The sequence below is a fragment of the Gemmobacter nectariphilus DSM 15620 genome, from assembly GCF_000429765.1.
Classification (GTDB): Bacteria; Pseudomonadota; Alphaproteobacteria; order Rhodobacterales; family Rhodobacteraceae; genus Wagnerdoeblera; species Wagnerdoeblera nectariphila.
Genome location: NZ_AUCM01000003.1, coordinates 94,967 through 118,747, shown reverse-complemented (window position 1 = coordinate 118,747; position 23,781 = coordinate 94,967). Strand labels below are relative to the sequence as shown.

At 66.7% G+C, this 23,781-nt stretch carries 27 protein-coding genes; 2 read left to right on the top strand and 25 right to left on the bottom strand.

Annotated elements, in window-relative coordinates:
* Positions 1–47: 47 nt before the first annotated feature.
* The 12 genes from G481_RS0100630 to G481_RS0100575 all read right to left on the bottom strand — a co-directional run bounded on the left by G481_RS0100630 (position 48) and on the right by G481_RS0100575 (position 8,310).
* Complete coding sequence (locus tag G481_RS0100630) at positions 48–266, bottom strand: hypothetical protein (protein WP_028028278.1); 219 nt, start codon at positions 264–266, stop codon at positions 48–50.
* A gap of 114 nt (positions 267–380) precedes the next feature.
* A complete protein-coding gene (locus tag G481_RS25795) occupies positions 381–557 on the bottom strand; it encodes a hypothetical protein (protein ID WP_154664486.1) in 177 nt (58 codons plus the stop codon).
* A gap of 199 nt (positions 558–756) precedes the next feature.
* Positions 757–1,536: a succinate dehydrogenase iron-sulfur subunit gene (locus G481_RS0100620; protein ID WP_028028277.1), complete on the bottom strand. Its 780-nt coding sequence runs from the start codon at positions 1,534–1,536 to the stop codon at positions 757–759.
* Between the two features lie 12 nt (positions 1,537–1,548).
* On the bottom strand, positions 1,549–1,842 hold the full coding sequence (locus G481_RS0100615; RefSeq protein ID WP_028028276.1) for a hypothetical protein: 294 nt from the start codon (positions 1,840–1,842) through the stop codon (positions 1,549–1,551).
* Positions 1,842–3,644, bottom strand: coding sequence for a succinate dehydrogenase flavoprotein subunit (gene sdhA / locus G481_RS0100610; protein WP_028028275.1), 1,803 nt, complete (start codon positions 3,642–3,644; stop codon positions 1,842–1,844). Before sdhA ends, G481_RS0100615 begins: the two co-directional genes overlap by 1 nt.
* 12 nt (positions 3,645–3,656) lie before the next feature.
* Positions 3,657–4,028, bottom strand: coding sequence for a succinate dehydrogenase, hydrophobic membrane anchor protein (gene sdhD / locus G481_RS0100605; RefSeq protein WP_028028274.1), 372 nt, complete (start codon positions 4,026–4,028; stop codon positions 3,657–3,659).
* Positions 4,029–4,038: 10 nt separating this feature from the next.
* Entirely contained in the window at positions 4,039–4,428 is a 390-nt protein-coding gene (sdhC, locus tag G481_RS0100600) for a succinate dehydrogenase, cytochrome b556 subunit (protein ID WP_028028273.1), read from the bottom strand.
* A 236-nt stretch (positions 4,429–4,664) separates the two neighbouring features.
* Positions 4,665–5,321, bottom strand: a complete 657-nt coding sequence (locus G481_RS24940; RefSeq protein ID WP_051294215.1) for a TorF family putative porin — start codon at positions 5,319–5,321, stop codon at positions 4,665–4,667.
* Positions 5,322–5,519: 198 nt separating this feature from the next.
* Positions 5,520–6,551 (bottom strand): MaoC family dehydratase, encoded by a 1,032-nt coding sequence (locus tag G481_RS0100590; RefSeq protein WP_028028272.1) that lies wholly within the window; start codon positions 6,549–6,551, stop codon positions 5,520–5,522.
* A gap of 125 nt (positions 6,552–6,676) precedes the next feature.
* Complete coding sequence (locus G481_RS0100585) at positions 6,677–6,880, bottom strand: DUF1737 domain-containing protein (RefSeq protein ID WP_028028271.1); 204 nt, start codon at positions 6,878–6,880, stop codon at positions 6,677–6,679.
* A 4-nt stretch (positions 6,881–6,884) separates the two neighbouring features.
* Entirely contained in the window at positions 6,885–7,427 is a 543-nt protein-coding gene (locus G481_RS0100580; protein ID WP_028028270.1) for an NnrU family protein, read from the bottom strand.
* A gap of 25 nt (positions 7,428–7,452) precedes the next feature.
* Positions 7,453–8,310: an HpcH/HpaI aldolase/citrate lyase family protein gene (locus G481_RS0100575; protein ID WP_028028269.1), complete on the bottom strand. Its 858-nt coding sequence runs from the start codon at positions 8,308–8,310 to the stop codon at positions 7,453–7,455.
* 181 nt (positions 8,311–8,491) lie between these two features.
* On the opposite strand from G481_RS0100575, the gene G481_RS0100570 reads away from it, so the two are divergent.
* Positions 8,492–8,806, top strand: coding sequence for a hypothetical protein (locus G481_RS0100570; RefSeq protein ID WP_028028268.1), 315 nt, complete (start codon positions 8,492–8,494; stop codon positions 8,804–8,806).
* A 72-nt stretch (positions 8,807–8,878) separates the two neighbouring features.
* Here G481_RS0100570 and lpdA read toward each other — a convergent pair whose 3' ends face one another.
* The 5 genes from lpdA to G481_RS0100545 form a co-directional block, all read right to left on the bottom strand.
* Positions 8,879–10,276, bottom strand: a complete 1,398-nt coding sequence (lpdA, locus tag G481_RS0100565) for a dihydrolipoyl dehydrogenase (RefSeq protein ID WP_028028267.1) — start codon at positions 10,274–10,276, stop codon at positions 8,879–8,881.
* Positions 10,277–10,371: 95 nt separating this feature from the next.
* A complete protein-coding gene (locus G481_RS0100560; RefSeq protein ID WP_028028266.1) occupies positions 10,372–10,947 on the bottom strand; it encodes a DUF924 family protein in 576 nt (191 codons plus the stop codon).
* Positions 10,948–11,001: 54 nt separating this feature from the next.
* Positions 11,002–12,225, bottom strand: a complete 1,224-nt coding sequence (locus G481_RS0100555) for an MFS transporter (RefSeq protein ID WP_028028265.1) — start codon at positions 12,223–12,225, stop codon at positions 11,002–11,004.
* Positions 12,226–12,453: 228 nt separating this feature from the next.
* Positions 12,454–13,506, bottom strand: coding sequence for a tRNA preQ1(34) S-adenosylmethionine ribosyltransferase-isomerase QueA (gene queA / locus G481_RS0100550; protein ID WP_028028264.1), 1,053 nt, complete (start codon positions 13,504–13,506; stop codon positions 12,454–12,456).
* The gene (locus G481_RS0100545) at positions 13,503–16,895 is read right to left on the bottom strand and encodes a YhdP family protein (protein WP_051294214.1); all 3,393 of its coding nucleotides are present in this window, start codon (positions 16,893–16,895) and stop codon (positions 13,503–13,505) included. Before G481_RS0100545 ends, queA begins: the two co-directional genes overlap by 4 nt.
* A gap of 90 nt (positions 16,896–16,985) precedes the next feature.
* On the opposite strand from G481_RS0100545, the gene bcp reads away from it, so the two are divergent.
* On the top strand, positions 16,986–17,447 hold the full coding sequence (bcp, locus tag G481_RS0100540; protein WP_028028262.1) for a thioredoxin-dependent thiol peroxidase: 462 nt from the start codon (positions 16,986–16,988) through the stop codon (positions 17,445–17,447).
* A 216-nt stretch (positions 17,448–17,663) separates the two neighbouring features.
* On the opposite strand, the gene G481_RS0100535 is transcribed toward bcp, so the two are convergent.
* From G481_RS0100535 to G481_RS22445, 8 genes are all read right to left on the bottom strand, one after another.
* Positions 17,664–18,506 (bottom strand): ATP-binding protein, encoded by an 843-nt coding sequence (locus tag G481_RS0100535; protein ID WP_028028261.1) that lies wholly within the window; start codon positions 18,504–18,506, stop codon positions 17,664–17,666.
* Positions 18,507–18,511: 5 nt separating this feature from the next.
* A complete protein-coding gene (gene tatC / locus G481_RS0100530) occupies positions 18,512–19,339 on the bottom strand; it encodes a twin-arginine translocase subunit TatC (protein ID WP_028028260.1) in 828 nt (275 codons plus the stop codon).
* Positions 19,336–19,740, bottom strand: coding sequence for a Sec-independent protein translocase protein TatB (gene tatB, locus G481_RS22450; RefSeq protein ID WP_035024716.1), 405 nt, complete (start codon positions 19,738–19,740; stop codon positions 19,336–19,338). Before tatB ends, tatC begins: the two co-directional genes overlap by 4 nt.
* 25 nt (positions 19,741–19,765) lie before the next feature.
* Positions 19,766–19,975: a twin-arginine translocase TatA/TatE family subunit gene (locus tag G481_RS0100520; protein ID WP_028028259.1), complete on the bottom strand. Its 210-nt coding sequence runs from the start codon at positions 19,973–19,975 to the stop codon at positions 19,766–19,768.
* A 149-nt stretch (positions 19,976–20,124) separates the two neighbouring features.
* Positions 20,125–21,351 (bottom strand): type III PLP-dependent enzyme domain-containing protein, encoded by a 1,227-nt coding sequence (locus G481_RS0100515; protein WP_028028258.1) that lies wholly within the window; start codon positions 21,349–21,351, stop codon positions 20,125–20,127.
* Positions 21,332–21,574, bottom strand: coding sequence for a phosphopantetheine-binding protein (locus G481_RS0100510; protein ID WP_028028257.1), 243 nt, complete (start codon positions 21,572–21,574; stop codon positions 21,332–21,334). The genes G481_RS0100515 and G481_RS0100510 overlap by 20 nt, the downstream gene beginning before the upstream one ends.
* Positions 21,575–21,589: 15 nt before the next feature.
* Positions 21,590–23,179 carry an AMP-binding protein gene (locus G481_RS0100505; RefSeq protein WP_245594899.1) on the bottom strand — a complete coding sequence of 530 codons (1,590 nt, stop codon included), beginning with the start codon at positions 23,177–23,179 and terminating at the stop codon, positions 21,590–21,592.
* Positions 23,176–23,712 (bottom strand): serine O-acetyltransferase, encoded by a 537-nt coding sequence (locus G481_RS22445; RefSeq protein WP_035024715.1) that lies wholly within the window; start codon positions 23,710–23,712, stop codon positions 23,176–23,178. Before G481_RS22445 ends, G481_RS0100505 begins: the two co-directional genes overlap by 4 nt.
* Positions 23,713–23,781: the final 69 nt, after the last annotated feature.

The window sequence follows — 23,781 nt, the reverse complement described above, 5'->3', positions numbered from 1 at the left end:
GCGCGTCGGCCCGGTTTACGCGAGATGGCGCCCCCGGAACAAGCCTTTCAGCCGTGCCGATCCGTCGCAGCCTGGCGCAGACACTGGCGCGGCTCGGCGCCCGGTTCCAGATCGCAGACCGCGCCGCAGGTCGCGCAGGCCCAATGCCCTGCCCCGCCGCGCCGGTCCAGACGCCAGCGGCAATGGCGCGTCAACGTCGCGCCGCGGCCATGCCACCAGAAGATCAGCCCGATCAGCGGCACCAGCAGGATCAGCAGAATCGCCATGCGCCATCCCCTTTCGCCCTGCCATCGCCCAGCCAGACCACAAGGTCAACCGACCCCGAAACGACGAAGGCCCGGGAGACCCCGGGCCTTTCGGCAGACAGCCAAAGGCGGCGGTCAGTCGAAATAGGCGTACATCTGGTCCAGCGGGCTCAGATCGGCCGGGGCCGCCTTGGGCTCGGCCACGACGGGCGCAGGCTGGTTCCAGTAGGACAGCGAGGCCATCGCAGCCTCGATCGCCTTGGGGTCGACCGCAGGGGCCGGATACAGCGGATGGTTCAGAGGGGCAGTCATGTCAGCTTTCCTTTGCGGTTTTCCTCCCGCAGCGCCCATATAGGCGCCCGCCCCCGCCCCGACCACGACCAATGGCGCAACCTTGCCATGCTGCAGGCGCAAAGATGACGCTGCGTTGCAGAAATTGACAAGGCCGCGCTCCGGGGGAACGCGGCCTTGCAGATGTCGGGCACCACGGGCAGAGCGCCCCGCGGCTGGATCAGACCACGCGGTCGACCATCATCTTCTTGATCTCGGCAATCGCCTTGGCCGGGTTCAGCCCCTTGGGGCAGGTCTTGGCGCAGTTCATGATCGTGTGGCAGCGATAGAGCTTGAAGGGGTCTTCCAGCTCGTCCAGGCGCTGGCCGGTCGCCTCGTCGCGGCTGTCGATGATCCAGCGATAGGCATGCAGCAGGGCCGCCGGGCCCAGATACTTGTCGCTGTTCCACCAGTAGCTCGGGCACGAGGTCGAGCAGCTGGCGCACATCACGCATTCATAAAGACCGTCCAGCTTCTTGCGGTCCTCGATGGACTGGCGCCATTCCTTGGCCGGGGTGTTGGTCTTGGTTTCCAGCCAAGGCATGATGCTGGCGTGCTGGGCATAGAAATGCGTCAGGTCGGGGATCAGATCCTTGACCACCGGCATGTGCGGCAGCGGATAGACGCGCACATCGCCCTTGATCTCGTCAAGGCCATAGATGCAGGCCAGCGTGTTGATCCCGTCGATGTTCATCGCGCAGCTGCCGCAGATGCCTTCGCGGCAGGACCGGCGGAAGGTCAGCGTGGCATCGACCTTGTTCTTGATGTAGAGCAGCGCATCCAGCACCATCGGGCCGCAATCGTCCATATCGACGAAATAGGTATCGACGCGCGGGTTTTCGCCGTCATCGGGGCTCCAGCGGTAGATCTGGAACTTGCGGACGTTCTTGGCACCTTCGGGCTTCGGCCAGGTCTTGCCGGTGCGCAGTTTCGAGTTCTTCGGAAGGCTGAACTGGACCATGGGTCGGTTCCTTCAGTTTCGCAATGCGGAATAGGGCCGCGTCGGCGGCAGCCCGGAGCGGCGGATGACGCAGGACTGCCAGACCTCTTGCGGGTCGCGGCCAAGCAGGTAGTCGGAGGTGATTTCCACATCCAGCAGCCCATGCCGGCGCCCGCCAGAGCCCATGCCCAGCTCGAGCGTGCCACGGGGGCGCTCGGCCAGGCGGGCCTGGTCACGGCAGTGGCGTTCGGCCTGCGCAACCGTCTCGGGCCCGCAGGCTGCCAGCAGCAGCACGGCCCCGGTCATGGTGGCAGGCCAGCAACGCATCAGAACTTCCGTTCTGCGGGGGCGATCTTCTTGAGCGAGATGCCGCCTTCTGCCTCGGTTGTCAGCGGATCGGTGTGCACCGGACGATAGTCCAGCGTCACCTTGTCGCCATCGACCCATGCCAGCGAGTGCTTGCGCCAGTTCGCATCGTCGCGGTGCGGGTGATCCTCGTGCGCATGGGCGCCGCGGCTTTCGGTCCGGGCATGGGCGCCATAGATCGTCGCCAGCGCGTTCGGCATCAGGTTCGCCAGTTCCAGCGTTTCCATCAGGTCGCTGTTCCAGACCAGCGAGCGGTCGGTGACCTTCAGATCGTTCATCTTGCCGGCGATCCTGGTCATCTCGCGCTCGCCCTGGGCCAGCGATTCCTCGGCGCGGAACACGGCCGCGTCACGCTGCATGGTGCGCTGCATCTCCAGCCGCAGATCGGCGGTCGGGATCGCGCCCTTGGCATGGCGGAAGTCATCGAAGCGCGACAGGGCCTTGTCGACCTCGACCTTGTTGGTCGAGGGGATGGCGCTGGCCCGGTCGATCACCTGACCCGCGCGGATCGCGGCAGCGCGGCCAAAGACCACAAGGTCGATCAGCGAGTTCGAGCCCAGACGGTTCGCACCGTGCACGCTGGCGCAGCCGGCCTCGCCCACGGCCATCAGGCCGGGGAACACGGCATCGGGGTTCTCGGCGGTCGGGTTCAGCACCTCGCCCCAATAGTTCGTCGGAATGCCGCCCATGTTGTAGTGCACGGTCGGCAGAACCGGGATCGGTTCCTTGTTGACGTTGACGCCCGCAAAGATCTTGGCCGATTCCGAAATGCCCGGCAGCCGTTCCGCCAGCGTCGCCGGCGGCAGGTGGTTCAGGTGCAGGTGGATGTGATCGCCATTCTTGCCCACGCCCCGGCCTTCGCGGATCTCCAGCGTCATGCAGCGGGACACATAGTCGCGCGGCGCCAGATCCTTGTAGTGCGGCGCATAGCGTTCCATGAACCGCTCGCCATTGGCGTTGGTGAGGTATCCACCCTCGCCCCGCGCGCCTTCGGTGATCAGACAGCCCGAGCCATAAATCCCGGTCGGGTGGAACTGCACGAATTCCATGTCCTGCAGCGGCAGGCCAGCCCGCGCCACCATGCCGCCACCGTCGCCGGTGCAGGTATGGGCCGAGGTCGCGCTGAAATAGGCCCGGCCATAACCGCCAGTCGCCAGCACCACCATTTTCGCGTTGAACACATGGATCGTGCCGTCATCCAGCTTCCACGCAACGACGCCCGTGCAGACGCCATCGGTGACGATCAGATCCAGGGCGAAATATTCGATGTAGAACTCGGCCTGTTCTTTCAGCGAGCGACCATAGAGCGTGTGCAGGATCGCATGGCCGGTGCGGTCGGCAGCGGCGCAGGTGCGCTGCACGGGCGGGCCTTCGCCGAATTCGGTGGTGTGGCCCCCGAACGGACGCTGGTAGATCTTGCCTTCCTCGGTCCGGCTGAAGGGCACGCCATAGTGCTCCAGCTCATAGACTGCGGCGGGGGCGGAACGCGCGAGATATTCCATCGCATCGGTATCGCCCAGCCAGTCCGATCCCTTGACGGTGTCGTACATGTGCCACTGCCAGTTGTCCGGCCCCATGTTCGACAGCGAGGCGGCAATGCCGCCCTGGGCGGCAACGGTGTGGCTGCGGGTCGGGAACACCTTGGTGATACAGGCGGTGCGCAGGCCCTGTTCTGCCATGCCAAGGGTGGCACGCAGGCCCGCGCCACCGGCGCCGACCACCACGACGTCATAGTCGTGCGTTTCGTATGCGTAAGCTGCCATTGTCATCCGTCCTCAGAGCGCGATCCGGGCCAGAGCGAACAGCCCCGTCGCAATGATGGTGTAGCTCAGCGCCTGCACGGCGATCAGCGAGATCTTCAGGCGCGTGCCGCGGACATAGTCTTGCAGCATCATCTCGGCGCCCTTGGCAAAGTGGCGCATCCCCACCACCAGCACGAGGGCGGTCAGGATGGCCGCGAAGGGATGCGAGAAGGTATCCAGCACCTCTTGCCGCGTGCCGCCCAGGGCCGAGCCGAAGATATAAAGAAAGGTCGGCACCAGGAAGGCCAGGCCAACGGCCGAAACCTGCATGTACCAGTGGTGTTCGGTCCCGTGACGGGCGGCGCCTTTGCCTTCGGCGCGCTTGCGGTCGGTCAGATAGCGCATCGCGGCCTCCTCAGACGATCAGCAGGGTGATGACGGTCAGCACGACCGAACCGATGACGCAGGCCCAGCCCAGCTTTTCGGCGGTCGGAATGTCAAGGCCGCGGCCGGCATCGTAATAGAGGTGCCGCAGCCCGGCCAGGAAGTGATACCACACGGCCCAGAGCGAGCCGAGGAACACCAGCTTGCCGAACCAGCTGCGGATCACGGCATCGGCAAAGGCAAAATATTCGTCCCCCGTCGCGGCGGCCAGCAGCCACCAGACCGACAGCACCGCCGCGACGACCAGCCCGTTCCCGGTGATCCGCGTCAGGATCGAGGAGATCGAGGTCATCTGCGGCCGGTAGTACGGCCCGATCATGAATGGGGAAAGGGGGCGTTCCACCCGTTTCGGCTCGGCCATCGCTCGGCTCCCTTTTCGCTGGCGCCCAGGAAGCGGGCGCTGACTTCCGCCTCTTCTTTACCGCTTTTCACGCCACTGTCACGGGGCAAGCTGCTGCCCGGACTTGCATTCAGGCGCTAACATGCGAAAAAGCCGGATTTGTGATCACGATATTTTTGCCAGTGATCACAACGACCCGCAAACGAAAGGGGCCGCGACTCGGCGTCGCGGCCCCCCGGCAAATCCTCAGATCAGGATCACTTGAACGAGAAGGCGTAGTCCACCGCCAGAACCGCGACACCCTTGGTGGTGTCGGTGTCGTTCCAGCTCAGACCCAGCGAGAGCGCATCGTTGATCGCGTAGCTGCCGCCAACCGACCAGTACTTCATGCCGCCCTTGGTGACCTTGCCATAGACCGCGCCCATCGAGAACTTGTCGGTCAGCGCATAATCGGCCGAGATCGACAGGTTGTAGGCCTTGGTCGGGTTGGTGGTCTTGGACGGGTTGTACTTGACCTTGGTGCCCAGGCTCAGCTTGTCGGTCGGCGCCAGGCCCAGCTGGACGATGATGTCGCCGCAGCAATCGTTCTTGGGGTTCTGATAGTAGTAACGGGTATAGCCGACGTCATAGCTGAACATGCCGACTTCGCCGCGATAGCCGGCGTAGAGGTCGATTTCCGACGACGAGCCGACGATGGCCTTGTCGGTGTTCGACATCCAGGCGCCAAAGTAGAAGCCGCCGACTTCACCCTCGACCCAGGGCTGGAAGGCGATTCCCTTGGTCTGCTTGATGCCATCTGCAACATACTGGCTGGCCAGCGTGGCGCCGGCCGAGAACTTCAGCTCTTGCGCGGCGGCAAGACCCGGAACCGCAATGGCCAGAGCAAGGGCAGAAGTGGCGATGATCGAACGCATGATGTTCCTCGGTTGCATGTCATTGAGGTAACGAAACCATGTCGCCCGATCGGCTGCCAGAGGCGCCCGTTGCCTCCGATGCTGCGCCTGCACAGGTGATGCAACGGCGCCACGCCCCTGCGCTGCGACCGCCAAGCCGCAGCGCAGAATTCGGAAAAACCGCCCAAATTTCAGGCGGCTAGAGAATTCACGACTGGATCAGACGGGAATCAGCGCCCAGTAGTCCAGATCCAGCAGCACCTCGGGGGCGTATTTCCCGTCCGCCCCTTTCAGCGCAAAGGGCGCCGCCCCCTGCTTGACCGCCACCAGCCGCAGCCGCAGCGCGCCCACGCCGGGCGCCGCCGTCTCGGCCTTGTCCAGAACCTCGGACCAGGCCTTGACCGTATCGCCCGCAAAACAGGGATTGGCGTGGGCCCCCGCGTTCAGCGCGACCATCATCTGCGCATTGGCCAGCCCGTTGAACGACAGCGCCCGCGCCATCGAAATCACATGGCCACCATAGATCAGCCGCCGGCCATCCTCGCGGAAGGTCGCATCGAAATGCACCTTGGCGGTGTTCTGCCACAGGCGGGTGGCAATCATGTGCTCGGCTTCCTCGATGGTCACGCCATCGACATGGTCGATCTTCTCGCCCACCGCATAATCGCCCCAGCGGTGCCGCTCGCCCGCCAGCGCGAAGTCATAGGCGGAAAAGTCCAGCCCCTCGGGCACCACCAGCTCCTCGGCCGGCACGACCTTGCGCAACTCGGGCACCACCGCCTCGGGCGCGGGGGCGTCCAGGCGGTTCTTGCGCACCATCACCCAGCGCACATAATCCAGCACCACCTCGCCGCGCTGGTTCATGCCGCGGGTGCGCACATAGACATTGCCCGACTTGCCGTTCGAGTTTTCCTTGACCCCGATCACGGTGGATTCGGACCGCAGCGTATCGCCCGGATAGACCGGCTTCAGCCAGCGCCCCTCGGCATAGCCAAGGTTCGCCACCGCATTCAGGCTGACATCCGGCACCGTCTTGCCAAAGACCACATGGAACGCGGCCAGATCGTCGATCGGGCTTTGCGCCAGCCCGCAGGCCCGCGCGAATTCATCCGAGGAGTAAAGCGCATGGCGCGCCGGATACATCGCATGATACAGCGCCCGCTCGCCGCCCGAGACGGTGCGCGGCACCGCATGAACGATGGTCTCGCCGACCCGATATTCCTCGAAAAACCGCCCCGGATTGGTCTTCATCCTGCCCTCACGCTGCAACGGCGCCGGCCCCATGACGCGGCCCGCCCTTTCATCTGTCCATAAATATCCCCGGGGGTCCGGGGGGCGGGCCCCCCGGTCCCGTCAACAGAGCCGGGCGCGCCGGCCTAATGCTCGCCCAGCTTGGTCTCGGGCGTGTAGATGCCCGGCACTTCCTTCACCACGGCCTGCGCACAGCGCATCACGCCGCGCGCCGCGTCAAAGGCATACGAGGGCGAGCCCTGCAGCTCCCAGCCCTTGTTCAGCGCCGCCGTCACCTTGTGGCAAAAGGCCGAGGTGTCGTCCTCGGTCAACAGTCGATAGAGTTTCATCGCTTCACCCGAACGCCGGATAGCCCAGCATGTAATGCACGCCTGCAATGGCGCCATAGACCAGAACAGTGCCCAGCAGCGCGAAGATTTCCATCTTCGCCCCCTTGCCCACCGGCGGCACCCAGGGGCCTGCCCGGTTGATCACCGCCATCTCGACCAGCGCCCACAGCCCGATCCCGCCGAACAGCACCAGCGAGGGCGCATCGCCATTGACCAGCAGATGCGCCAGCATCCACAGGACGACGCCCCACAACATCGGATGGCGCAGCCGACGCGCCACCGCCGTCTTCATGCCGGACGCCGCGAACAGATAGACCGAGACCAGCATCAGAAGGTTGTTGATGCCGACCAGCGCCGGGCTGCGGCCCCACCAGAAGGCGCCATCGGCCCCGCGATAGCCGATCACCATCAGCACCAGCGAGACCAGCAACAGCGCCGTGACCATGGCCCTGCCCTGCCCCCCCATGCCGGCACGCGCCGCAGGCGCCACCCTTTTGAAAAGATGGGCGCCCCACCACAGGGCCAGTCCGAGGATCAACAGGGTCATGGCGTGCCTTTCGCTTGTGCCGGCCTCAGCCCGCCGACAGGGCCGCGATCGCCTCGGCCTTGGCCAGCGTCGCTTGCGCGGTCACGATATGCAGATTCTCGACGATCTTGCCATCCACAACCGCAACGCCCTGCCCGGCCGCCTTGGCCGCGTCAAAGGCCGCGATCTGGCGGCGGGCCAGATCGACCTCGGCCTCGGACGGGGCAAAGACCTCGTTCGCCACCGCCAGCTGGTCGGGGTGGATCAGCGTCTTGCCATCAAAGCCCATGTCACGGCCCTGGGTGCATTCCGCGCGCAGGCCCTCGACATCCTTGAAGGCATTGTAGACGCCATCGACAATCGTCACGCCATGGGCGCGGGCGGCCAAAAGGCACAGGCCCAGCCCGGTGATCATCGGCAGACGGTCGGCGCGAAAGCGGGTGCCCAGATCCTTGGCCAGATCGTTGGTGCCCATCACCATGCCCACCAGCCGCGGATGCGCGGCAATCTCGGCCGCGTTCAGCATCCCCAGCGGGGTTTCCATCATCGCCCACAGATCGACACCGGGGATCAGCGCTGCCACGGCCTGAACATCGGCGGCCGAGTTCACCTTGGGGATCAGGATCGCCTCCAGCGGCACGCCGACCATCGCCGCCACATCATCGGCGCCCCATTCGGTATCCAGCCCGTTGATGCGCACGATGCGCGCGCGCTGGCCGTAATCGGCCGTGCGCAGCGTTTCGGCCAGCAGGGCGCGGGCGCGGGGCTTCTCCTCCATCGCCACGGCATCTTCCAGATCGAAGATGATCGCGTCGGCCGCCAGGCCCTTGGCCTTTTCCAGCGCGCGCTCTTTCGAGCCGGGGATATACAGCACCGAACGCCAGGGGTGCGACAACCGATCCATGATTCCCTCCAGGCAATATTGTTGCGCCAAAGATCACGTTTGCGACCGATCACGCAAGGCCCTTTCTGCCGCAGCGCGGCGAACGGGCCATTAACGCCGCCTTTCCCCCTGCGGCGCAGGATGGGCACATGCGCCCTGATGGCGCCGCAATCCGACACCCGCTTTCCTGAAAGGCAGACCGATGGACAAGCTCTTCGCCCTCTCGCTCGGCTTTGCCGGGCTGATCCTTGCCACCCATGCCGGCCACGGCCAGCCGGCCCCCGATTGCGGACCCCGCGCCCAGGTGCTGGCGGTGCTGGCCGAAAGCTATCAGGAAACCCGCCGCGGCCTTGGCCTTGCCGGCCGGCAGCAGTTGGTCGAGCTCTTTGCCTCGGACCGCACCGGAAGCTGGACGATCACCGTCACCCTGCCCGATGGCCGGATGTGCCTGATCGCTGCCGGCCAATCCTGGGAAAGCCTGGCCGATCCGCTACCGGCCCGCGGCAATCCGGCCTGACCTGCAAAGCGGTGCGCCTCCCTCCCCCCTCGTGGGGGAGGGATGGGGAGGGGGGGCGCCAGCGGACCCGGCTCAGATGTGCAGCGCGCGGCCGTAGGCGTCCAGCACCGATTCGTGCATCATCTCGCTCAGGGTCGGGTGCGGGAACACGGTTTCCATCAGTTCGGCCTCGGTGGTTTCCAGCGTGCGTCCGACCACATAGCCCTGGATCAGTTCCGTCACCTCGGCCCCGACCATATGCGCGCCCAGCAGCTCGCCGGTTTTCGCGTCGAACACCGTCTTGACCAGGCCCTCCGGCTCGCCAAGCGCGATGGCCTTGCCGTTGCCGACAAAGGGGAAGCGGCCCACCTTGACCGAATAGCCCGCCGCCTTGGCCTTTTCCTCGGTCAGGCCAACGCTGGCCACCTGCGGATGGCAATAGGTGCAGCCGGCAATCGAGTTCGGCTTGATCGGATGCGGATGCTGCCCGGCGATCAGTTCGGCCACCATCACGCCCTCATGGCTGGCCTTGTGCGCCAGCCACGGCGCCCCGGCAATATCGCCGATGGCATAAAGCCCCTTGACCCCGGTGCGGCAATAGTCGTCCGTCACCACATGGGTGCGATCGATCTTGACGCCCAGATCCTCGAGGCCCAGCTTTTCGACATTGCCGACGATCCCGACGGCGGAAATCACCGTATCGAACTCGGCCGTCTGGGTCTTGCCGGCGCTTTCCAGATGCGCGGTCACGCCCACACCCGGCTTGCGGTCCAGCTTCTTGACGGTCGTCTTTTCAAGGATCTTCATCCCCTGCTTGACGAACTGCTTTTTCGCAAAGGCGCTGATCTCGGCGTCTTCCACCGGCAGCACGCGGTCCATCACCTCGCAGACGGTGACATCAGCGCCCAGCGTGTTGAAGAAGCTGGCGAATTCGATGCCGATGGCCCCCGACCCGATCACCAGAAGCTTCTTCGGCATCCGCCTCGGTTGCAGCGCATGGCGATAGGTCCAGACCAGATCGCCATCGGCCTCCAGCCCCGGCAATTCGCGCGCCCGGGCGCCGGTGGCCAGAACGATGGCAGGGGCGGTCAGATCCTCGACCCCCTTGTCGGTCTTGACAGACACGACCCCTTGCGCGGGCAGCTTGGCCTCGCCCATCACCACGGTGACCTTGTTCTTCTTCATCAGATGGCCGATGCCGCCCGACAGCTGCTTGGCCACCCCGCGCGAGCGGGCGACGACCGCATCCAGATCATAGCCGATCCCGTCCGCCTTCAGGCCGAAATCCTTGGCGCGCTGCATCAGGTGAAACACCTCGGCGCTGCGCAGAAGGGCCTTGGTCGGGATGCAGCCCCAGTTCAGGCAGATGCCCCCCAGATGCTCGCGTTCGACAATGGCGACGTTCAGGCCAAGCTGCGCGCCCCGGATCGCGGCCACATAGCCGCCCGGACCCGCACCGATGACGATCATGTCGAACTTTCTGGCGGCCATTTTCCCCTCCCTCAAGAAAGTGGTTTACCGTTAAACTATTTTTGGCGCCCGGGCAATTCCCTTGCCGTCTGGCCGCCATGCCCCCTGCGCATGGCCTAGCCGGCCTTGAGCGTCTCGACAATCGCCGCATAGCCGCCATTGTCCAGAAACTCCCGCTCCTCGGGCGTCGTTTCCCGGCCAAAGGCATCGTTCCGATAGGGAAAGCGGCCAAACCGGCGAATGATCTCGGCATGGGCGCGGGCGTGCAGCTGGTTCGAGGCGCCGGTTTCCGGCATTCGTTCATCCATTAAACGAATGCACTCTTCCTGCACCGCAAGAGCTTCGGAATGCATGAAGGGCAGATAGAAGAACTGCCGTTCCGGTTCAGGCACATCCATGTCCCAGCCTGCGGCAATCGCCTTGCGCGCGGCAGCAAGCGCCATCGCATCGGTGGAAAACGCCTTGGCGCTGCCGCGCCACATGTTGCGCGGGAACTGATCGGTGACGACCAGAAACGCCAGTGATCCGGCCGGCCCCTCGACCCAGTGGTCCAGCCCGCCATCGGCCGCAGCCTGCCACAGATCGCCAAAGCGGTCGCGAATCTCGGCGTCCAGATCCTCGCCCCCGGCATACCAGCCCTCGGGCCCCAGATCGCCAAGCCAATAGTCCAGCACCTCGACCGGATCGCTCATGCGCAAACCCTCCCGTTTCGGGCACCCTGACAGCTTTGCGCCAGCCGTGCAATGTCAGCTGTCGGACCGCTCCATCACCGCCTCGACAGCGATGGCCGAGGCGGTTGGCGCGATCGGGTGATAGCCGGGCGCACCGGGCGGCGTGTCGCGCCGGGTCATGCGCCACAGGACGTAAACCGCCAGCCCCCCCAGCAGCCCGGCGATGAAGACAAAAAAGCCCGAAGGCCCCAGCCGTTCCATCATCCAGCCGGTTGCCAGCGGCCCGGCCACGGCCCCAAGACCATTGAGGAACAAAAGACCCGCCGAAGCCCCCGCCATTTCCTCATTGGGCAGGAAATCGTTGGTATGGGCGATCAGCAGCGCATAGAGCGGGTTGACGATCCCGCCCAGCACAAAGGCCAGCGCGACCAGCAGGCCAAAGGCCGGAGGCGCCACGCTGGCCAACGCCATCACCCCCGCCCCCGCCAGCGCGAGCAGCAAGATCAGCCGCCGTCGGTCCATCCGGTCGGATATCCAGCCGACGGGGAATTGCAACACCAGCCCGCCCGCATACATCGCCCCCACAAAGACCGAGATCTGCGGCACCGTCAGCCCGACCGACATGCCCCAGACCCCGGCCATGCCCATCATCGCCGCATAGACCCCGCCGGTCAGCAGCATTCCCGCACAGCCAAGGGGCGAGATCTGGAACAGCCGCGCAAACCCCATGCGCTGCGTCGTGTCAAACACCGGCGCCGGGGTCGCCGACAGAAGGATCGGCAAGAACGCCAGGCTGACCAGCACCGAGGGCAGGATGAACGGCACGAACCCCGACGGGTCCCCCACATTCAGCAGGATCTGGCTGGCGATGATGCCGATCATCTGGACGATCATATAGGCCGACAGCGCCTGCCCGCGCGTCTCGTTGCTGGAGGCATTGTTAAGCCAGCTTTCCGCCGTGACATAAACGCCCGAAAAGCAGAACCCGATCAGCACGCGCATCACGCTCCAGGCCCAGACATCGGTCACGACCGGATACAGCACCAGCACCGCCGAGATCAGCGAGCCAAGCGCGGCAAACACCCGCACATGCCCGACGCGGCGGATCATCAGTGGCGCAAGGCGCGATCCGCCCAGAAAGCCCAGGAAATACCCGGCCATGACGAACGACATCTGAAAGGTCGAAAACCCCTCCAGCGCGCCGCGGATCCCCAGAAGCGAGCCCTGAATGCCGTTCCCGACCATCAGCAACATCACCCCCGCCAGCAGCGGCCAGGATGTTCCAAGAACCTTCAGCATGACCGCCTCCCTTGAATCGCCGCTGCCTTACCGCCCCAGCGTAACAGACAAAAGCGTCGCCGACCTCACGTCTGCGCCAGCAATCAGCGCGCAACTTCAATCATCCATTTCGCGGCATGGCGCCGATCCCCGCCGCGCGCCTGACTGACAGGCCTGCCCCCCTGAAACGCCGCCCCATCATCTTGCCCCAAATACCCCGGGGGTGCGGGGGCTGCCCCCGCTTTGCGCTCATCCCTGCGGCAACAGCAAGGACGCATCGCCATAGGAAAAGAACCGATAGCCCTGCGCCACCGCATGATCATAGATCCGGTCGATCCGGTCCTTGCCCATCAGCGCCGAGACCAGCATGAGCAGCGTCGATTTCGGCAGGTGAAAGTTGGTCATCAGCCCATCCGCAATGCGGAAGCGATAGCCGGGATAGATGAAGATATCCGTCTCGCCCCGCCAGGGCGCGATGCCGCTGTCACCCGCCGCACTTTCGATCAGCCGCAGCGCGGTGGTGCCGACCGGGATGATCCGCCCGCCCGCCGCGCGGGTTGCGTTGATTTCGGCAGCCGCAGCCTCGGTCACTTCGCCCCATTCGGCATGCATCCGGTGGGTGGTCACATCCTCGACCTTGACCGGCAGAAAGGTCCCCGCGCCCACATGCAGCGTGACTTCGGTAAAGCCCACGCCCATCGCGGCCAGCGCGGCCAGCAGGGGTTCGTCGAAATGCAGGCTGGCGGTCGGGGCGGCAACGGCACCGGAATGGCGGGCAAAGACCGGCTGATAGTCCTGATCATCCTGGGCATCGGGCGCGCGCAGGGCAGCGATATACGGCGGCAGCGGCATGGTGCCGGCCTCGGCCAGGGCGGCATCGAAATCGGCGCCGGTCAGGTCGAACGCCAGGACGACATCCTCGGCCCCGCGTTCCGTCACCACGGCCGACAGCCGGTCGGAAAACTCGATGCGCTCGCCCGCCTTCAGCTTGCGCAAGGGACGGGCCATGGCGCGCCAGCCACCGCTGGCCATGGGTTCCATCAAGGTGATCTCGACCTTGGCCTCGACCGGCCCCTGCGCACTGTCGCGCCGGCGCCGGCCGGTCAGGCGGGCGGGAATCACCTTGGTGTTGTTCAGCACCAGCCGATCGCCGGGCCGCAGGAACCCTGGCAGATCGCGCACATGCGCATCGGTGATCCCATCGCCCCGCGCCACCAGCAGCCGCGCCGCGCTGCGCGGTTTCGCCGGGCGGGTGGCAATCAGGTCTTCGGGCAGATGATAGTCGAAATCGTCAAGTTTCATTCGGAAATCCGGGCCGCCGGGCGGCGCAGCAGGTCACGGAAGAAGCCGGGCGCCAGCACCGACAGCGGGTTCACGGTCACTTGCGGATCGTTGGCACTGCCGCGGATCCGGTAGGTCACGCCGACCAGCCCTTCGCCAGGGCGCGTCAGCAGCGATCCGATACCGTTGATCAGGTAGAAAGGCGAGATCACCCCGCGCAAATCCAGCTGATCGCGGTCCATCGCATAGACCCCTTCGAGCGAGACCCCGAACGAGGCGCCGACGGCGCGCCCCTGGCTCAGCTCGATCGCCGCGGGGGTGATGCGGAAATTGCCCTTGGCCTCGGCAAAGACAAGGCCCGAGGTGGCCAGCTGGTCGATCAGGCCGACAATCGACACCGCGTTCAGCAGCTCGGCCAGCGCGGGCATGTCGCGCACCCGAAAGCCGGTCATCGCAATGGTGCCGGTATAGTTGCCCGGCGCCCCGGTCGGGGTCATCGCCAGATCCAGCGCCCCGCCCGAGGCCTTGGAAAACAGCCCCGCCGCCGCCAGCGCCGCCCCGCCATCGGCCGCGCGCACCCGGATCGCAGTGCCCTTGGGCCCTGGTGCCAGCTGGCCCGAGATCGGCGCCTTGCCGTTCAGCCGCCCGGCAAAGGGACCATCAAGCCCCTGCGCGGTGGACCGCAATTCGGCCCGAACGTCGGTCAACGCCATGCTGCCCGATATCAGCACCCGGTCCAGCGCCACCTCGACGGGCGCGCCCTTGGCGCCGGTCCCCCCCGGCACGCTGCTGTCAGCCCCCGAGGTCAGCCGCCGCAGATCGGCGCTGCCCCCGGTCACGCGGGCAAGCGGGGCGCGGGCTTTACCCTGCCCGATCAGCTCGGCCCTGGCATCCAGCCAGCTGCCCAGACGCAGCTGCGACAGCGCCAGCTTGTCCAGCCCGCCATCGGCCGTCAGTTGCAGATCGCCCTCGGCCGCCAGTCCCGGCCCTTGCAGCACCACCTTGGTCAGCCGCACTGGCGCGCGCAACGTGCCCTGCAGCTCCAGCGTGCCGCGCGCGGCGGTGCCCATCGACCAGCCCAGTTCCGCGATCCGCACCCCGACCCCAGCCAGATCCGAGCGCAGGTTCAGCACCGGCGCCTCACCGCGTGGCAGATCGACCGAGAAATCGGCCTTGCCCAATCCGCTCAGCACATCGCCAAGCCCGGCCAGAAACTCGGCCGCCAGCCCCTTGTCCAGCGTCACCTTGCCCTGAACCCGGCTGGTGCCGTTGGTGCCCGGCCCCAGGGGCAAGGTCCATTCGGCATCATAGGCCGCCTGCCCCAGCATCCCGGGGCCCCGGATCACCACCGCCGAAGGATCGGCCGTCAGCGACAGCCGCCCGGCGGTCAGCACCCGGCCGGGCACCAGCTTGTCCGAGCGCAGATCCTCCAGCGTGCCTTCCACCGAAAAGACCACATCCCCCGGCATCAGCCTGGGCGCTAGCGGCAGGCGCAGTTCCGTTGTCAGCCGCGCCCGTCCCTCGCCCAGATCCGGGGAAAGCCCGGCCTTGGTCAGAAAGCCGAACGGCGGCTGGTCCAGCAGCGACAGGGCAGCCGTGACGCTGCTGTCGGTCTGCAAGGTGATCTCGGCCGGTGCAGGCTTGACCGTGATGTCGGGCACCCGGAAGACCGAGCGCGACACATTGATCTCGCCCCCCAGCGGCGGGGTGACGTGGCCATCCTCGACCACCGTGGTGTAGGTCTGCCCCTCGATGGTGGCATAGCCGCGACCCCGCTGGATCGGCGGCAGGGTGGGCATGAACCGGACATCGGCATCCTCGAATTCATAGCCCAGCGACAGGCGCGGCTCCTGGCCCGGACGCAGGCGCAGCCCGGCCTTGACGTCGAACAGCAGGCCCTGCTGCACATTGGCCATCAGCCAGCTGCGGGTGTTCGGCACCAGCCCGACCGGCCACAGGGCCAGCAGCCGGTCATGCCGGATCGCATCAAGGTCCAGGTCAACCGCCACCGTCCAGCCCTGTGGCCCTGCGGCCACCCCGCCGCGCGCCAGCAGGTGGCGCCCGTCCTCGACCAGCGACAGCTGCCCCAGCTCGATCGAAAAGGGATCAAGCTTGAGGCGCATGTCGATGGCGCCTTCGGAAAACCGCACCGGCTCGGCAAAGACGCCTTCGGGGTTGAAGACCACATCGCCCACCCGGATCTGCGCGACAAAGGCCTCGGGCGCGGTGGGCGCCGGGCCGACCACATCGGCATGGGCGCTGGCGCTCATGCGCAGGGCGGGGCTGTCCACCGTCAGGCGGCTGGCGGTAAAGCGGGCGCGCGCCGGATCATAGCCAAAGGCAATCTCGGCCGAGCGGATCGGCAAGGGCCGCGCCCCCGGCACCGGGCTTAGCGCGCCCTGCCCGATGGAGAGCGACCCCTCGAGCGCCGAAATCGCCCCGTCGCCGCCCAGTTCTGCCCGCAGATCGCCCGAGATCGGCGCATCCAGCACCCCCAGCCAGCCCAGCAGCGGGGTCTGGGCGGCAATGTCGGCGGCCGCCACCCCATCGACCCGCGCCGACAGCCGCGCCCCCTGCCCGCCATGGCGAATGCCAAAGCGCAGCTGCGCCGTGGCCGGCGCCGCCCCGCCCCCCACAAGGCCCATGCCGACATCCAGCACGGTTTCCTCGGCGGTCTGCACCAGCGCGATGCGGCCATCGCCCACGGTCCAGACCCGGCCCGCCCGCCGGTCATCGAGCGAAAAGGTCACCGCCTCGGCCTCGATCCGCTCCAGCGTCTCAAGGGCCGGCAGGGCAAGGAAGGCGTCGATCCTTTGCAGCACCTCGGCCAGACTGCCCGGCGCCTCGCCCCCTTCGGCAAGTGCCAGATCGAACCGCCCGTCCGGCGCCCGGCGCAAGGCGATCTGCGGCCCGCTCAGCCGCACGGCCACCGGCTCGACCCGCCCGCGCATCAGGGCGGCGGCATCGAAACGCGCCTGCGCCTCGGGCAGCATCAGGAACCCGCCGCCAGCGGGTCGGCTGATGCGCAGATCCTCCATCCGCAACTCGGGCAGGCGCGAGGGGCTGAGCACCACCTCCAGCCCGCCGATGGATACCAGGGCCTGCCCTTCAAGCGCCCGGTTCAGCCGTGCCTCGGTTTCGGCCACCGCCCAGACCGGCAAGACGATGGGGCGGCCGGAAAACACCGCAGCCCCCAGCCCCATGAGGCTGACAACCGCGACAAAGGCAAAAGCGGCCCAGATCACCGCCCGCAGCAGCCGCCGTTGCCAGGGCATCCGCAGGCGCGGGCGCCGCCGGAACCGCAGGCGCGGGGCAAGCAGCGCACGCCGGCCAGCCACCGGCGCCTCGGCGGCTGGCGGCACGCCCGCCTCTTGCTCGCCCTGCGCCCCCTTGCCGTCCGCTGCGTTCATGCCGATCCGTCACCTTTCTTTGCCGTCCGGCTTTATATTCCCCGATCAGAGGCTAAAACACAAAAGATCGTCAAACCTCAGGAGAGCGCGATGCTGAACGCCGGTGACATGGCCCCCGACTTCACCCTGCCCCGCGATGGCGGCGGCACCATCACCCTGTCCGCCCTGCGGCCCGGAAAGGTCGTCGTCTATTTCTACCCCAAGGATGACACGCCCGGCTGCACCACCGAGGCGCTGGACTTCACCGCGAAACGCGCCGACTTCGAGGCAGCCGGCGTCACCGTGATCGGCGTGTCCAAGGACAGCGCGGCCAGCCACGACAAGTTCTGCCGCAAGCACGGGCTGGGGATCGTCCTTGCCTCGGACGAGGCCGGATCGACCTGCGAGGATTTCGGCGTCTGGGGCGAGAAATCCATGTATGGCAAGAAGTTCCTTGGCATCACCCGCGCGACCTTTCTGATCGACGCCGAAGGGCGCATCGCCAAGGTCTGGCCCAAGGTCAAGGTCGCAGGCCATGCCAACGAGGTGCTGGAGGCCGCCCGCGCGTTGTGATCACGCCTTGCCCCCGGTGACTGCTGTTGCAGGGGTATTTGGGGCAAGATGATGCAGCACGGGTGCGCCACCACAGGCCGCGCGCCTGTGGTGGGCGTTGCATGGGTATTTGGAAAAAGGCAAAGGGGGCAAGCGCGGCGCCTGCCCCCTTTCGCCTTGATACAAATATCCCCGCCGGAGGCATCCGCCAGACGCCAGAGGCGCAAGGCCGGGGGATCAGCCCACCGCCACCCCGTGACGGCCTGCCAGATCGCAGAAGAACTGCCAGGCCACGCGGCCCGAGCGGCTGCCGCGCGTGGCCTGCCATTCGATGGCTTCGGCCCGCAAGACCTCGGGCGCGATGCTCAGGCCATGGGCGGCGCAATAGCCCTCGATCATTTCCAGATAGGCATCCTGATCGCAGGGATGAAAGCCCAGCCACAGCCCGAAACGGTCCGACAGCGAGACCTTTTCCTCGACCGCCTCGGACGGGTTGATCGCGCTGGAGCGTTCGTTCTCGATCATGTCGCGCGGCATCAGGTGGCGTCGGTTCGAGGTGGCATAGAACAGCACATTGGCCGGGCGCCCCTCGATCCCGCCATCCAGCACGGCCTTGAGCGCCTTGTAATGCTGATCGTCATGGCTGAACGACAGATCGTCGCAAAACAGCACGAAGCGGGTGTCGGGCGCCGCGCGCAGCAAGGACAGCAGACGGCCGATGCTGGCCAGATCCTCGCGACCGATCTCGACGAGTTTGAGATCCGGGCCTTCGGCGCGCACCGCCGCGTGGACGGCCTTGACCAGCGAGGATTTGCCCATCCCGCGCGCGCCCCACAAGAGGGCGTTGTTCGCGGCAAAGCCGCGCGCGAACTGGCGGGTGTTGTCCAGCAGCGTATCGCGCGCCCGGTTGACGCCGACCAGAAGGCCGATATCCACCCGCGACACCCGCGGCACGGGTTCGAGCCGGTCGGGGGATGCGTGCCACAAAAAGGCATCGGCGGCGGCGAAATCAGGGGCGGGGACGGGCGCGGGCGCAAGGCGTTCCAGCGCCTCGGCGATGCGCACAAGCGGATCGGTCACGGTGTTCAGTCCTCGTCTTCGTCCACCCACAGACCTTCGGCCCGCAGCTGTGCTTCGCGCTTTTTCTCGATGCGGCGGATCAGCCAGATCGAAATCTCGTAAAGCGGGTAGATGGCGCCGAACAGGATGAGCTGGCTCATCATGTCAGGGGGGGTCACAAGCGCTGCGACCAGCAGGATCACCACGATGGCATATTTGCGCACCGAGCCCAGCCCGCGCGAGGAGACCAGCCCCGCCTTGCCCAGCAAGGTCAGCAGAACCGGCAGCTGGAAACACAGGCCGAAGGCCATGATGAACTTGGTGGTCAGGGCCAGATATTCCTCGACCGAGCCCTGAAAGCCGATGGCCGCCAGTTCATTCGTGCCATCCGCCCCGGTCAGCCCGCCTTGCTGGAAGTTCAGGAAGAAGGCGAAGGCGATCGGCAGCACGACATAATAGGCAAAGGCCGCGCCCAGAAAGAACATCACGGGCGAGGCGATCAGGAAGGGCAGCAGCGCGCCCTTTTCCGACTTGTAGAGCCCCGGCGCCACGAACCGCCACAGCTGATAGCCGATCACCGGGAAGGACAGCGCAAAGCCGCCCAGCACCGAGATGCGGATCGCGACGAAAAAGCCCTCTTGCAGCTTGATCAGCACAAGGCCGCAATCCTGCCCGCGTTCGGCAAGCGCATGGCAGATCGGCTGGGTCAGGAAGTTGAAGATCGGGTTCCAGACGGTGAAACAGGCGATCATCGCGACCAGAAAGGCCGCGACCGACCAGATCAGCCGGTTGCGCAGTTCCGCCAGATGCTCGATCAGCGGGGCGGCGGTATCGTCGATCTGATCGGCGCTCATGATTGGGCCTTGGGCTCTTCCGGGGTGGCAGGCGCGGGGGCCGCGTCAGGGGGGGCGGCCGCGGCTGCCGGGGCGGCTGTCGCGGCCGAGACGGCGGCCTTGGCGGCAGAGCTGACCGGGCGGCGCGGATCCCATTTCTCGAACTTGTCGGCAGCGTCCTTGAGGGCGTTGATCCCGGCCGAGGCCTGCGAGGTCGAGGATTTCAGATCGTTCGCCACATCCTTGATGCCCGAGTCGTTGGCGGCCTGATCCATGGCGCGCTGAAATTCGCGCGCCATGCCCCGCGCGCGGGCGGTGAAACGGCCAAGGGTCTTGAACATCACGGGCAGATCCTTCGGACCCACCACGATCAGCGCGACAACCCCGATGACCAGCAGTTCGGACCAGCCGATGTCCAGCATCCTGACGTCTCCGGTTCAGCCAGCGTCAGGCCTTGTCTTTTTCAGCGGTGGGCGTGACGTCCTTGGCGGCGTCGGCCTTGTTCAGCTCGGCGGTTTCCTCGCTCACGCCTTTCTTGAAGGCGGTGATGCCCTTGCCGACCTCGCCCATCAGCGCGCTGACCTTGCCGCGCCCGAACAGCACCAGCACGATGACGGCGATGAGCAGAAGCCCCGGCAGCCCGATATTGTTCAGCATGGGATAGCTCCTTGCGTGTCCCCTTGGGGGAGAATGTCCTGCAAGATGACTTACGCGCTGTCGGCGCCGACCGAAAGCCCTCAGACGCCCGGCGCGCAGATACCTGACAGCTATGTGTCAGTTGCCCTGCCCGTCAGGCGGTGCGGTTTTCAGGCGCCGGGCGTCACATCCTGCATCTGCCCGCCTTCGACCAGCACCTCGCGCGGGTGGGGGTGGCTGATGAAGCCTTGCGGGCTGGCGGTCGGCCCATAGGCGCCAGAGGGATAGATCGCGATCAGATCGCCCGGCGCCAGCGGTGGCAGGTCGACCCCCGCCGCCAGCCGGTCGATCGAGGTGCACAGCGGGCCATGCAGGTCGACCTTTTCCGCCCCCTCGCCGCCGCCGACGCGGTGCATCAGATAGTTGCGGCGCAGGACCATGCCGAATTGCCCGGTCGCGGCCAGATGCGCGTTCATCCCGCCATCGCACAGCACCACCCGCGCCCCGCGCGAGGGTTTGACCCGCAGCACGCGGGTCAGGAACACGCCCGCCTCGCCCACCAGATGGCGGCCCAGTTCCAGCACCAGATCGGTGCGGGCAAAGGCAGGCTCGGCCCGCAACGCGTCCAGATCGGGGGCGATGGCGGCGGCGATGGCCGCAGTGTCCAGCGGCTGATCCCCGGCATGATGGGGGATCCCAAGGCCCGATCCGAACACCAGCCGCTCGGGCGCCAACCCGATCAGCGTGCAGAACTGCCGGAACTGGGCCAGGAAGATGCGCCAGTTTTCCAAGATCGCCTCGGGCTTCAGCGACTGGGTGCCAGAATAGATGTGCAGCCCTGCCAGATGCAGATGGGGCAGCGCGGCGATCTGTGGCAAGACCGCCTCTGCCTCTTCGACGTCGATGCCAAAGGGGCTGGGCCGGCCGGCCATGTGATCGCCAAAGCCCTTGGGCACCCGGTCGGGCGACAGGTGCACGAGCACGCGCGCGACCTGACCCGCGGCGCTTGCCAGATCGTTCAGCGCCAAAGCCTCGTCAAGGCTTTCCAGCACGATATCGCCCACGCCCACCGCCAGCGCCTCGGCCAGTTCCGCCGGACGCTTGGCCGGGCCGGTGAAGCTGAGATCCCCGGCAGGCCAGCCGGCCGCCAGCGCGCGGCGCACCTCGCCGATGGACGACACATCCAGCAGCGGCACCCGCCCGCGCAGCCAGCCCAGCAGCGCCGGGTTGGGATTGGCCTTGACCGCATAGCTCAGCCGGAACCAGCGGCCGAAATCTTGCGCCAGCCGGTCGGCCCGCTGCTCGATCCGGTCGGTCAGATAGACATAGGCCGGGGTTCCGAAGCGTTCGGCCGCGGCCGCCAGCAGCGGATCGGCGTCAGACCAGGGTGGCAGCATAGGCGGCGATCCGGTCCAGCGTGTCGAAATTGTCCAGCGTCACATCGGACGGGCGCACATCGCCGCCGGTCTGTTCCTCAAGAAAGGCGATCAGCGCCATCATGGCCACCGAATCCAGCACACCTGCGGAAAACAGCTCTTCGTCATCGGCAACCGGGTCGTCGATGGCCAGATCGCTTTTCAGAAAGGCGCGCAGCGTGTCGGTGGTGACTTGGGCAGGCATCAAGAACTCCGGGTGTCAGGTCAGAACGGGGATGCGGCCATCGCGGCAGGCGGCGATGATCGCGGGGCGGTCCAGCTTGCCGCTGGCGGTGCGCGGCATGGCGCCGGGCCAGATGTGGAAGGCATGGGGGACCATATAGGGCGCCATCACCTTGCGGCAGGCCGCGCGCAGGGCGGCCAGATCGGCGGCGCCCACGGGCACCAGCGCCAGATGCACCGCCTGCCCCATCTCGGGGTGGTCGGTCGCAAAGGCGACGGCTTCGGTCACAAGGCCGGTGCGGGCGGCGGCATCCTCGACCTCGGTGGGGCTCAGACGAAAGCCCATGGTCTTGATCATGTCGTCGCGGCGCCCGACGAACCACAGATCGCCATCGTCATCGACGCGCACCAGATCGCCCGACCACACCACCGGCTGATCCCCGATCAGAGGCGCCAGCGCAGGGCACGGGCGGATGCGCTCGGCCGTCGCCTCGGGCCGTTCCCAATAGCCCAGCGAGACCAGCGGGCCGGCATGGACCAGTTCGCCCTGTTCGCCCGGACCGGCCAGCCCGCCATCGGCGCGGATCACATGGATCTGCGCATGGGGCACGGCGCGGCCGATGGATCCCTTCTTGGCGGCGAATTTTTCGGGCGACAGATAGGTGGACCGAAACGCCTCGGTCAGACCATACATCAGGAAAATCCGGGCGCCCGGAAAGACCTGCGGCATCAGGTCCAGGATGTCGGGGGTGATCTTGCCGCCGGTATTCGTCACCCGGCGCAGCGCGGGCAGCGCCACCGGCGCATCGGCCAGATAGCGCACCACCATCGACCACAGCGGCGGCACCCCGGCGATGCCGGTCACGGCGTGTTCCGCCGCCATGCGCACCACCTCGGCCGGCAGGGTGACGGGCTGATGCACCACGCTGCCGCCAACCAGCAGCATGGTGGTCAGCTGGTTCAGCCCGGCATCGAAACTGTAGGGCAGCACCGACAGCAGCCGGTCGCTGGCCGTCAGGCCCAGGTAGTCTGTGACCGAGATCGCACCGATGCGGATGTTGCGATGGGTCAGCATCACCCCCTTGGGTGTGCCGGTCGAGCCCGAGGTATAGATGATCGCGCACAGCGCGCCGGGGTCAGGGGTTGCGGGTGCAAACCCCTCGGGCGCCGGGCTATCGGCCCAGAGGGCGAAGCCCGGGGGCGCGCTGGTCCCTCGCACCAGCACATGCGCCAGCGCGGGCGGCAGATCGCGCGCGGCCAGCCCCTTGGCGACCGGGGCCGGCACGATGGCCGCCACCGCCCGGCAATCGCCGGCGACGAACAGCAGCTGATCCACCGTCCACTGGTGGTTGACGTTGACGACCACCGCCCCCAGCCGCCAGACGGCGAACATCGCCGCCACCTCGTCGATGCCTTTGCGCAGATGGACGATCACGCGGTCCCCGGCCTGCACGCCAAGCCCGCGCAGCTGGGCGGCCAGACCGTCGGCCGCCGCCGCGAGGTCGCCATAGGTGGCCTGCCGGTTCGCGTCGATCAGGCAGATGCGGTCGGCCGCCGCAGGCAGATTGGCCCAGAGCAGATCCCACATCGGCGCCTCGGCCCCCGGAATGTGGCCCGTGTCCTTCATGTGTCAGCCGCCTTCTTCTTCGCGGCCCCAAGCGCAGGCAGGCGGGGGTAGATCTTGGCCGGAGAGCCGACGGCCACCGAATCGGGCGGGACATTGGTGGTCACGGCCGTGTTGGCCGCGATGCGCACCCGATCACCGATGCGGATCCGGCCCAGCACGGTGGAATTCACGCCGATGAACACATCGTCCCCGATCACCGGGGCGCCAGGGCCCATGTTGGTGCCGATGGTCACATTGTGCATCACCCCCACCCGGTCGCCGATGATCGCATCGGGATGGATCGAGAGCGAGCCTTCGGCATGGATGATGTGGAAATCCTTGCCGATCTGCACCTGCGGCGGGATCCACACCTTGGTGACGTTCAGGATCAGCGTCTTGAGCAGCCCGTAGAACAGGTTCGCCACCCGCCGCGCCAGCGGGTTGCGGCGCTGGATCGCCCAGCGGCCATACCGATAGATCGCCAGCGAGACAAAGGCCGGCTCGGTCAACGAGCGACCATGACGTTCGTAATCGCCGCGCAGTTCCTCGAACATCCGCTTGTTCCTATACGTCGGCCGGCCACGGGGCCGGTGAATGCTGTGGCCGACCATGCCCATGGATGC